The 9,907-nt window shown below is 57.4% G+C and carries 9 protein-coding genes and 4 tRNA genes; 1 reads left to right on the plus strand and 12 read right to left on the minus strand.

Annotated elements, in window-relative coordinates; all coding sequences use genetic code 11:
• Window positions 1–9: 9 nt before the first annotated feature.
• Entirely contained in the window at window positions 10–4,116 is a 4,107-nt protein-coding gene (gene rpoB / locus P3T18_RS35250; protein WP_429304583.1) for a DNA-directed RNA polymerase subunit beta, read from the minus strand.
• Window positions 4,117–4,240: 124 nt separating this feature from the next.
• Between rpoB and P3T18_RS35255 the strand changes: the two genes are divergently transcribed.
• Window positions 4,241–4,453, plus strand: coding sequence for a hypothetical protein (locus P3T18_RS35255; protein WP_429304584.1), 213 nt, complete (start codon window positions 4,241–4,243; stop codon window positions 4,451–4,453).
• A 33-nt stretch (window positions 4,454–4,486) separates the two neighbouring features.
• On the opposite strand, the gene rplL is transcribed toward P3T18_RS35255, so the two are convergent.
• The 11 genes from rplL to P3T18_RS35310 all read right to left on the minus strand — a co-directional run bounded on the left by rplL (window position 4,487) and on the right by P3T18_RS35310 (window position 9,684).
• On the minus strand, window positions 4,487–4,861 hold the full coding sequence (gene rplL, locus P3T18_RS35260) for a 50S ribosomal protein L7/L12 (RefSeq protein ID WP_054043372.1): 375 nt from the start codon (window positions 4,859–4,861) through the stop codon (window positions 4,487–4,489).
• A 63-nt stretch (window positions 4,862–4,924) separates the two neighbouring features.
• Entirely contained in the window at window positions 4,925–5,428 is a 504-nt protein-coding gene (rplJ, locus tag P3T18_RS35265) for a 50S ribosomal protein L10 (RefSeq protein ID WP_007180144.1), read from the minus strand.
• Between the two features lie 302 nt (window positions 5,429–5,730).
• Window positions 5,731–6,429: a 50S ribosomal protein L1 gene (gene rplA / locus P3T18_RS35270; protein WP_011490061.1), complete on the minus strand. Its 699-nt coding sequence runs from the start codon at window positions 6,427–6,429 to the stop codon at window positions 5,731–5,733.
• Complete coding sequence (rplK, locus tag P3T18_RS35275) at window positions 6,430–6,861, minus strand: 50S ribosomal protein L11 (protein WP_012402205.1); 432 nt, start codon at window positions 6,859–6,861, stop codon at window positions 6,430–6,432. It abuts the gene before it with no gap.
• Window positions 6,862–7,023: 162 nt separating this feature from the next.
• Complete coding sequence (gene nusG / locus P3T18_RS35280) at window positions 7,024–7,581, minus strand: transcription termination/antitermination protein NusG (RefSeq protein WP_007180147.1); 558 nt, start codon at window positions 7,579–7,581, stop codon at window positions 7,024–7,026.
• A gap of 1 nt (window position 7,582) precedes the next feature.
• The gene (secE, locus tag P3T18_RS35285) at window positions 7,583–7,963 is read right to left on the minus strand and encodes a preprotein translocase subunit SecE (protein ID WP_429304585.1); all 381 of its coding nucleotides are present in this window, start codon (window positions 7,961–7,963) and stop codon (window positions 7,583–7,585) included.
• 36 nt (window positions 7,964–7,999) lie between these two features.
• A tRNA-Trp gene (locus P3T18_RS35290) sits at window positions 8,000–8,075 on the minus strand.
• Between the two features lie 64 nt (window positions 8,076–8,139).
• Window positions 8,140–9,330 carry an elongation factor Tu gene (tuf, locus tag P3T18_RS35295; protein WP_429304579.1) on the minus strand — a complete coding sequence of 397 codons (1,191 nt, stop codon included), beginning with the start codon at window positions 9,328–9,330 and terminating at the stop codon, window positions 8,140–8,142.
• Between the two features lie 63 nt (window positions 9,331–9,393).
• Window positions 9,394–9,468: transfer RNA gene (locus P3T18_RS35300), tRNA-Thr, on the minus strand.
• Between the two features lie 16 nt (window positions 9,469–9,484).
• Window positions 9,485–9,558, minus strand: a tRNA-Gly gene (locus P3T18_RS35305).
• A gap of 40 nt (window positions 9,559–9,598) precedes the next feature.
• Window positions 9,599–9,684, minus strand: a tRNA-Tyr gene (locus tag P3T18_RS35310).
• Window positions 9,685–9,907: the final 223 nt, after the last annotated feature.

Consider the following 9,907-nt stretch of genomic DNA (forward strand, 5'->3'; position numbering starts at 1 on the left):
GTAGTCCGATTAGTTGCGGTCGAGGTCGATGTCGATACCGAGCGAGCGGATTTCCTTCACCAACACGTTGAAGGATTCCGGCATACCAGCATCGATAACGTGATCGCCCTTCACCAGGTTCTCGTAAACCTTGGTACGGCCGGTCACATCGTCCGACTTCACCGTCAGCATTTCCTGCAGCACGTACGATGCGCCGTACGCTTCGAGCGCCCACACTTCCATTTCACCGAAACGCTGGCCACCGAACTGCGCCTTACCGCCCAACGGCTGCTGCGTCACGAGCGAGTACGGGCCCGTGGAACGCGCGTGCATCTTGTCGTCGACCAAGTGGTGCAGTTTCAGGTAGTGCATGTAGCCGACCGTCACCGTCCGTTCGAACATCTCGCCCGTGCGGCCGTCGTACAGACGAACCTGATTCTTCGACGGCGTCATGCCGAGGTTCTTCGCGATGTCGTCCGGGAATGCCAGATCCAGCGCGCGCGACATTTCTTCTTCCGTCGCACCGTCGAACACCGGCGTAGCGAACGGCACGCCTTCGCGCAGGTTCTTCGCCAGTTCGATGATTTCTTCGTCGGTGAAGCTGTCCAGCTCTTCGGCACGGCCCGACTCGTTGTAGATCTTGGTCAGGAATTCGCGCAGTTCAGCAATCTTCGCCTGACGCTGCAGCATTTCGCCGATACGCCAGCCGAGACCCTTCGCAGCCCAACCCAGATGCACTTCGAGAACCTGACCCACGTTCATCCGCGACGGCACGCCGAGCGGGTTCAGAACGACGTCAGCCGGACGGCCGTCGGCCATGTACGGCATGTCTTCGATCGGAACGATCTTCGACACGACACCCTTGTTACCGTGACGGCCGGCCATCTTGTCGCCAGGCTGTAGGCGGCGCTTGACTGCCAGATACACCTTGACCATCTTCAACACGCCCGGCGGCAGTTCGTCGCCTTGCGTGAGCTTCTTGCGCTTCTCTTCGAACGCCAGATCGAACTGGTGACGCTTCTGTTCGATCGAGTCCTTGATAGCTTCGAGCTGAGCCGCTGCTTCTTCGTCCGCGAGGCGGATGTCGAACCAGTGGTAGTGATCCAGATCTTGCAGGTAAGCCTGTTCGATCTTCGTGCCCTTCGCCAGCTTCTTCGGACCGCCGTTCGCGACCTTGCCGTCGAGCATACGTGCGAGACGCTGGAACGCGTCGCCTTCCACGATGCGCAGCTGGTCGTTCAGGTCGAGGCGATAACGCTTCAGTTCATCGTCGATGATCTGTTGCGCACGCTTGTCGCGCTGAATGCCTTCACGCGTGAACACTTGCACGTCGATGACCGTGCCGCTCATGCCCGACGGCACACGCAGCGACGTGTCTTTCACGTCCGAAGCCTTCTCGCCGAAAATTGCGCGCAGCAGCTTTTCTTCCGGCGTCAGTTGGGTTTCGCCCTTCGGCGTCACCTTACCGACCAGCACGTCGCCTGCTTCGACTTCAGCGCCGATGTAGACGATGCCCGACTCGTCGAGACGGCCGAGTTGCACTTCAGCCAGGTTCGAGATGTCGCGCGTGATTTCTTCCGGTCCGAGCTTCGTATCGCGAGCAACGACGTTCAGTTCTTCGATGTGGATCGACGTGTAACGGTCGTCGGCAACCACCTTCTCCGAGATCAAAATCGAGTCTTCGAAGTTGTAGCCGTTCCACGGCATGAACGCGACCAGCATGTTCTGGCCGAGAGCCAGTTCGCCGAGGTCGGTCGATGCACCGTCAGCCAGCACGTCGCCACGCGACACGATGTCGCCGACCTTCACGATCGGGCGCTGGTTGATGTTCGTGTTCTGGTTCGAACGCGTGTACTTGATCAGGTTGTAGATGTCCACGCCGACGTCGCCAGCAACGGCTTCATCGTCGTTCACTCGGATCACCATACGGCCTGCGTCGACGTAATCGACCACACCACCGCGGAATGCCTGAACCGTCGTACCCGAGTCGACTGCCACCGTGCGTTCGATACCCGTACCGACCACGGCCTTTTCAGGACGCAGACACGGCACAGCCTGACGCTGCATGTTCGAGCCCATCAATGCGCGGTTCGCGTCATCGTGCTCGAGGAACGGGATCAGCGATGCTGCCACCGAAACGATCTGCGACGGCGCCACATCCATGTACTGGATGCGGTCCGGCGTGACCATCAGCGTTTCGCCCGCTTCACGCGACGACACCAGTTCGTCGGTCAGCGAGCCGTCTTCAGCAACCGCCGCGTTCGCCTGAGCGATCACGTAACGGCCTTCTTCGATCGCCGACAGATAGTCGATCTGATCCGTCACCTTGCTGTCGACGACCTTGCGATACGGCGTTTCGAGGAAGCCGTATTCGTTCAGGTGCGCATACAGAGCGAGCGAGTTGATCAGGCCGATGTTCGGACCTTCCGGCGTTTCAATCGGGCACACGCGACCATAGTGAGTCGGGTGCACGTCGCGGACTTCAAAGCCAGCGCGCTCACGCGTCAAACCGCCCGGGCCAAGTGCCGAAACACGGCGCTTGTGGGTGATTTCCGACAGCGGGTTCGTTTGGTCCATGAACTGCGACAGCTGCGACGAACCGAAGAACTCGCGAATCGCCGACGAAATCGGCTTCGAGTTGATCAGGTCGTGCGGCATCAGGTTTTCGCTTTCAGCCTGGCCGAGGCGTTCCTTCACTGCACGTTCGACACGCACGAGACCTGCGCGGAACTGGTTTTCCGCGAGTTCGCCAACACAACGCACACGGCGATTGCCCAAGTGGTCGATGTCGTCCACTTCGCCCTTGCCGTTACGCAGTTCGACCAGGATCTTGATCGTTGCGAGGATGTCGTCGTCTTGCAGCGTCATCGGTCCGATGATTTCGTCGCGACCCACGCGACGATTGAACTTCATACGACCCACCTTGGAGAGGTCGTAAGCGTCTTCGCTGTAGAACAAACGGTTGAACAACGCCTCGACCGCTTCTTCGGTCGGCGGTTCACCCGGACGCATCATGCGGTAGATCGCGATGCGCGCGGCCATCTTGTCCGCGGTTTCGTCGATACGCAGCGTCGACGAGATGTACGGACCCTGGTCCAGATCGTTCGTGTAGAGCGTCTGGATATCTTTGATCTTCGCTTCGCGAAGCTTTTCAAGGACGGTTTCGGTGATTTCGTCGTTCGCGTTGGCGATGACTTCACCAGTGTCGCCATCGACGACATTCTTTGCCAGCACGCGGCCGAGCAAATAGTCTTCCGGGACCGAGATGAACTTGGTCTTCGCGTTGTCGAGATCGCGAATGTGCTTCGCGTTGATCCGCTTGTCCTTCTGGACGATCACGTTACCGTCACGGTCCGTGATGTCGAAGCGCGCGACTTCACCACGCAGACGCTCGGGCACGAATTCCATCTGCGCGCCTTCCGGCATCAGCGTGAAATTATCGAACACGAAGAAGTTTGCGAGGATCTGTTCCGGCGTCAGGCCGATCGCCTTCAGCAGGATCGTGACCGGCATCTTGCGGCGACGGTCGACGCGGAAATACAGCACGTCCTTCGGATCAAATTCGAAGTCGAGCCATGAACCGCGGTAAGGAATGATACGAGCCGAGAACAGGAGCTTGCCCGAGCTGTGCGTCTTGCCCTTGTCGTGCTCGAAGAACACGCCCGGCGAGCGGTGCAACTGGGAAACGATCACACGTTCCGTGCCGTTAATCACGAACGAACCAGTCGGCGTCATGAGCGGAATTTCGCCCATGTACACTTCCTGTTCCTTCACTTCCTTGACGACCGGTTTGCTCGGCGATTCCTTGTCGAGCAGCACCAGACGCACCTTGGCGCGAAGGGCCGAGCAATACGTCAAACCGCGCTGCTGACATTCCTTGATGTTGAATGCCGGCGGCGACAGCATGTAGCTGACGAACTCGAGACGAGCGAAACCGTTGTGCGAAACGATCGGAAAAACAGAGGTAAATGCTGCTTGCAGACCTTCCGGCTTGCGTTGCGTCGAAGACGTGTCGGCTTGCAGAAAAGTGCTGAATGATTCAAGCTGGGTAGCCAGCAGGAAAGGTACTTGGTGAACGATGGGGCGCTTCGCAAAACTCTTGCGAATACGCTTCTTCTCGGTGAAGGAATATTGCATACGATCTCCGAATCACGGCGGGCATTGTTGTCGAGGCAGGATACCTTGATGAGACAACCCGAGTGTTCACCGACTGAGACCCGATGGCCGTCCGATGGCTTGAACGAGCCTAGAAGCTTGGTGGTTGGCCGCTACCAACCGCTGGCTGACGGCAGCGGATGCCTATGTTGCCCGCTACCCGACCAAACTTGCCTTCTGCAGTCGCTTCAGAAGACAAAGAGAAACGCCGGTCAATGTTGCCGATAGGCGATTTTCTTTGGCTTCTGTAGGGTTCCTTTTTGCCGAAATATCTTGGCAAAAACGTATCCCCCACAAAGCACAAAAAGGCCGGCGGTGAAATACCGCCAGCCTTCGCACAACGCGCTGAAACTTACTTGATTTCAGCCTTCGCGCCGGCTTCTTCCAGCTTCTTCTTGGCTTCTTCAGCAGCAGCCTTCGGTACCGATTCCTTAACAGGCTTCGGTGCACCGTCGACCAGGTCCTTCGCTTCCTTCAGGCCGAGACCCGTCAGTTCACGAACAGCCTTAATGACCGAAACCTTGTTCGCGCCGACTTCCGTCAGGTTGACCGTGAATTCGGTTTGCTCTTCAGCAGCAGCAGCAGCGCCGCCGCCTGCCGGGCCTGCCACTGCAACAGCAGCTGCCGACACGCCAAACTTTTCTTCGAACGCCTTAACCAGCTCGTTCAGTTCCAGAACCGACATCGAGCTTACTGCCTCGAGGATGTCATCTTTTGCGATTGCCATTTGAAATACTCCTAAATTGAATTCGGATACAGCCAGCGATCAATCACGCTCGACCGATGTGCGTTAAGCAGCGGTTTCTTCGCCTTGTTTCTTTTCTGCCAGCGCGGCCAGAGCGCGCGCGAAGCCAGAAACAGGTGCTTGCATAACGTACAACAGCTTGGAGAGCAGTTCTTCGCGGCTCGGGATGTTTGCCAGCGCTTGCACGCCAGCCTTGTCCATCACCTTGCCTTCGTAGGAACCAGCCTTGATGATCAACTTGTCATTGGTTTTGCCGAAGTCGTTGACGACCTTAGCAGCAGCAATTGCATCTTCCGAGATGCCGTAGATCAACGGACCAGTCATCTGCTCTGCCAGCGGAGCAAACGGGGTACCTTCGACAGCGCGGCGCGCCAGCGTGTTTTTCAACACACGAAGGTAAACCTGTTGCTCACGCGCTTTCGCGCGCAGCTTGGTCAGATCGCCAACCGCGATTCCACGATACTCAGCCAGAACCACGGTCTGGGCTTTCGCGACTTGCGCGGCAACCTCAGCGACGACGGCCTGCTTGCTTTCTTTGTTAAGTGGCACGGTTAACCTCCAGATTCGATACACGCAGCGTGCGCATTGTGTACCGCGTTCAATAACGGCGTCCGACCAGTCAGGAGTATTTCGACCACCAAACGCTCACATCGCTGTGCGCGTCCGGCGGCTTCATCACTACAAAACCTTTTCGGGTTCGCCATCTGCGTTGGCTTTACATTAAGGACTCGCCTACCTGATGCGTGCCCGCCAACGGTCTTTGACAACCGGCTACGCGATGCAAACCGCCACCACGCAACCGCCCAAAGCCCATAGAATCGCCTCAGCTTTCGCTGAGGCGACGAAATTATTTACTGCGCAGCAAGCGATGCCTGGTCGACGCGAACGCCGACACCCATCGTGCTCGAAAGAGCCACCTTGCGCAGGTAAACGCCCTTGCTCGTTGCCGGCTTTGCTTTTTGCAGCGCGTCGACGAGAGCGTTCAGGTTACTACGCAGAGCCGTCGGTTCGAACGAAGCGCGGCCGATGGTAGCGTGAATGATACCGGCCTTGTCGACACGGAATTGCACCTGACCAGCCTTGGCGTTCTTGACAGCGGTCGCGACGTCCGGCGTCACCGTACCAACCTTCGGATTCGGCATCAGGCCGCGCGGGCCGAGAATCTGACCCAGAGTACCCACAACGCGCATCGTATCCGGCGAGGCAATCACGATGTCGAAGTCAAGCTTGCCCGCTTTGACTTGTTCAGCCAAATCTTCCATACCGACCACTTCAGCGCCGGCTGCGCGAGCTTGCTCGGCCTTTTCGCCCTGTGCAAACACAGCGACGCGAACTGACTTTCCGGTACCGGCGGGCAACACGACCGAGCCACGAACCACTTGATCCGACTTCTTGGCATCGATGCCGAGTTGGACTGCAACGTCGATCGACTCATCGAACTTCGCGCTTGCACACTCTTTTACGAGCGACAGTGCTTCGTCGATTGCGTACAATTTTTGACGGTCAACCTTTGCTGCAAATGCTTGCAGACGCTTCGAAAGCTTAGCCATTTACACGCCCTCCACGGTGATGCCCATCGAGCGGGCGCTGCCGGCGATCGTGCGAACCGCCGCATCCAGATCAGCTGCCGTCAAATCAGGCATCTTGGTCTTGGCGATTTCTTCAGCTTGAGCGCGAGTGATCTTGCCCACCTTGTCGGTATGCGGCTTGCTCGAACCCTTGTCGATCTTCGCTGCCTTCTTGATCAGAACCGTAGCCGGCGGCGTCTTCAGAACGAACGTGAAGCTCTTATCCGCGAATGCGGTGATCACGACAGGAATCGGCAGACCCGGTTCCAGAGCTTGAGTCTGCGCGTTGAACGCCTTGCAGAACTCCATGATGTTCAGACCGCGCTGGCCCAGTGCCGGACCGACCGGCGGCGACGGGTTAGCTTTACCTGCAGGTATCTGCAGCTTGATAAAGCCAATGATTTTCTTTGCCATGATTAAACCTCTATGGAACGCCACCAAAAACCGGCTAACGTTCAGTGAGTAATAGCGCGCGTTCGCGATAAACGAGCTACTGGCGCTCCTCAACGGCCATTACGCGGACCGTAAGCGCGAAATTCGGGGTGAACCGATTGGCGCACCCCGCGAAATTTTGCGTTAAAGCTTTTCGACTTGACCGAACTCAAGCTCGACTGGCGTCGCCCGGCCAAAAATCGTAACTGAGACACGGACACGTGACTTTTCGTAGTTCACTTCTTCTACGCTACCGTTGAAGTCTGTGAATGGGCCATCTTTCACACGCACCATCTCGCCGACTTCAAATAGGGTTTTCGGGCGCGGCTTCTCAACGCCTTCCTGCATCTGCGACATAATCTTTTCGACTTCCCGCGGGGAAATCGGGCTCGGCCGATTACGCGCACCACCCACGAACCCAGTTACTTTTGCGGTGTTTTTTACCAAGTGCCAAGTCTCGTCCGTCATCTCCATTTCAACTAGAACATACCCAGGAAAGAAGCGACGCTCTGTTACCGACTTGTGACCACCTTTTACTTCGACCACCTCTTCAGTTGGGACCAAAATCTGCCCAAACTGGTCCTGCATGCCTGCCCGCTCAATGCGCTCTTGAAGCGCACGTTGCACGCTTTTCTCCATACCGGAGTAGGCGTGCACGACGTACCAACGTTTGCCGCTCGGGGATGCCGGAGTATCGCTCATATTATTTCCAACCCAGAATCACCGAGAAAATCGCCCATTCGATGGATTTATCGCTAACCCAAAGAAGAACTGCCATGACAAAAACAAAGGCGAACACAACAAGTGTCGTCTGCGTAGCCTCTTTACGGGTTGGCCAGACAACCTTGCGGACTTCCTTGTAAGAGTCTTTGGCGAAAGCGATGAAACCCTTGCCAGGCGCGGAGAGGAGACCCACTGCAACACCAGCGATTGCGCCAACAGCCAAGGCAGCTCCGCGGACGTACCATTCCTGACCACTTAGCCAGAAGAACCCCACGAACCCGGCCAAGACCAACAATACGCCCGCGATGAGCATCAGCTTATCGCCTGATGTATTTACAGTTTCGACGGAAGGATTCGCCATAACACCTTAACGAAGCACCACGGATGGTGCGAGAGTTGGCAGGGGCAGAGGGAATCGAACCCCCAACCTTCGGTTTTGGAGACCGACGCTCTGCCAGTTGAGCTATACCCCTAAACCATTTGGGGTTGACGACACCGCCAACCCCGAAACTACCGATTAACGAGAACTATCTGGCGTTACTCGAGAATCTTGGCAACCACACCTGCGCCGACCGTACGGCCGCCTTCGCGGATAGCGAAGCGCAGACCTTCTTCCATTGCGATCGGGTTGATCAGCTTCACCGTGATCGACACGTTGTCGCCCGGCATGACCATTTCCTTGTCCTTCGGCAACTCGATCGAGCCCGTCACGTCCGTCGTACGGAAGTAGAACTGCGGACGATAGTTGTTGAAGAACGGCGTGTGACGGCCACCTTCGTCCTTGCTCAGCACGTACACTTCAGCCGTGAAGTGCGTGTGCGGGTTGATCGAACCCGGCTTCGCCAGAACCTGGCCACGCTCCACGTCTTCACGCTTCGTGCCGCGCAGCAGGATACCGACGTTGTCGCCCGCCTGACCCTGGTCCAGCAGCTTGCGGAACATTTCCACGCCCGTGCAGGTCGTCTTCACCGTCGGCTTGATACCGACGATTTCGATTTCTTCGCCGACCTTCACGATGCCGCGCTCGACGCGACCCGTCACCACCGTGCCGCGACCCGAGATCGAGAACACGTCTTCCACCGGCATCAGGAACGAGCCGTCAACTGCGCGCTCCGGCGTCGGGATGTACGTGTCCAGCGCGTCGGCCAGATTCATGATCGCCACTTCGCCCAGCTCGCCTGCGTCGCCTTCCAGCGCCAGCTTGGCCGAACCCTTGATGATCGGCGTGTCGTCGCCCGGGAAATCGTACTTCGACAGAAGTTCGCGAACTTCCATCTCGACGAGTTCCAGCAGTTCAGCGTCGTCCACCATGTCGCACTTGTTCAGGAACACGATGATGTACGGAACGCCAACCTGACGCGCCAGCAGGATGTGCTCACGCGTTTGCGGCATCGGGCCGTCTGCAGCCGAGCACACCAGGATCGCGCCGTCCATCTGCGCTGCGCCCGTGATCATGTTCTTCACATAGTCAGCGTGGCCCGGGCAGTCGACGTGTGCGTAGTGGCGGTTAGCCGTTTCGTACTCGACGTGCGCCGTGTTGATCGTGATACCACGTGCCTTTTCTTCCGGCGCCGCATCGATCTGGTCGTATGCCTTCGCTTCGCCGCCAAACTTCTTGGTCAGCACCGTCGTGATCGCTGCCGTCAGCGTGGTCTTGCCGTGGTCAACGTGACCGATCGTGCCGACGTTCACGTGCGGCTTGGTCCGCTCAAACTTACCCTTGGCCATTTTCGACTCCTAAGAGGATTTTTCCGTACGTTGCGCCGCGCGCAAACAATCACCGAGTACTTCTGGTGCCCATGGGCAGGATCGAACTGCCGACCTCTCCCTTACCAAGGGAGTGCTCTACCACTGAGCCACATGGGCGCTACTTCTTTGTCGCTGGAGCGGGTGAAGGGAATCGAACCCTCGTCGTAAGCTTGGAAGGCTTCTGCTCTACCATTGAGCTACACCCGCAAGGATCCATGGATTCCAAACTACCGCTACAACTTAATTCTGGTGGAGGAGGTTGGATTCGAACCAACGTAGGCGTAAGCCAACAGATTTACAGTCTGCCCCCTTTAGCCACTCGGGCACCCCTCCGCAGAGAACTGATGATTATGAGGGAACAACCGCTTTCTGTCAAGACTTGCTTGACCGTTCCAAACTCACAGCCTCTCACTTATATAGCGAATTTTTCGCTATTCCAAACGCAAAAACCCCGCCTTTTGGGGCGGGGTTTCTGTTTGCTGCTAGGGAGCCTGACGATTACCTACTTTCACACGGGAATCCGCACTATCATCGGCGTGGAGTCGTTTCACGGTCC

This window comes from Paraburkholderia sp. GAS199 (assembly GCF_050436585.1).
In the GTDB taxonomy this organism is placed as follows: Bacteria; Pseudomonadota; Gammaproteobacteria; order Burkholderiales; family Burkholderiaceae; genus Paraburkholderia.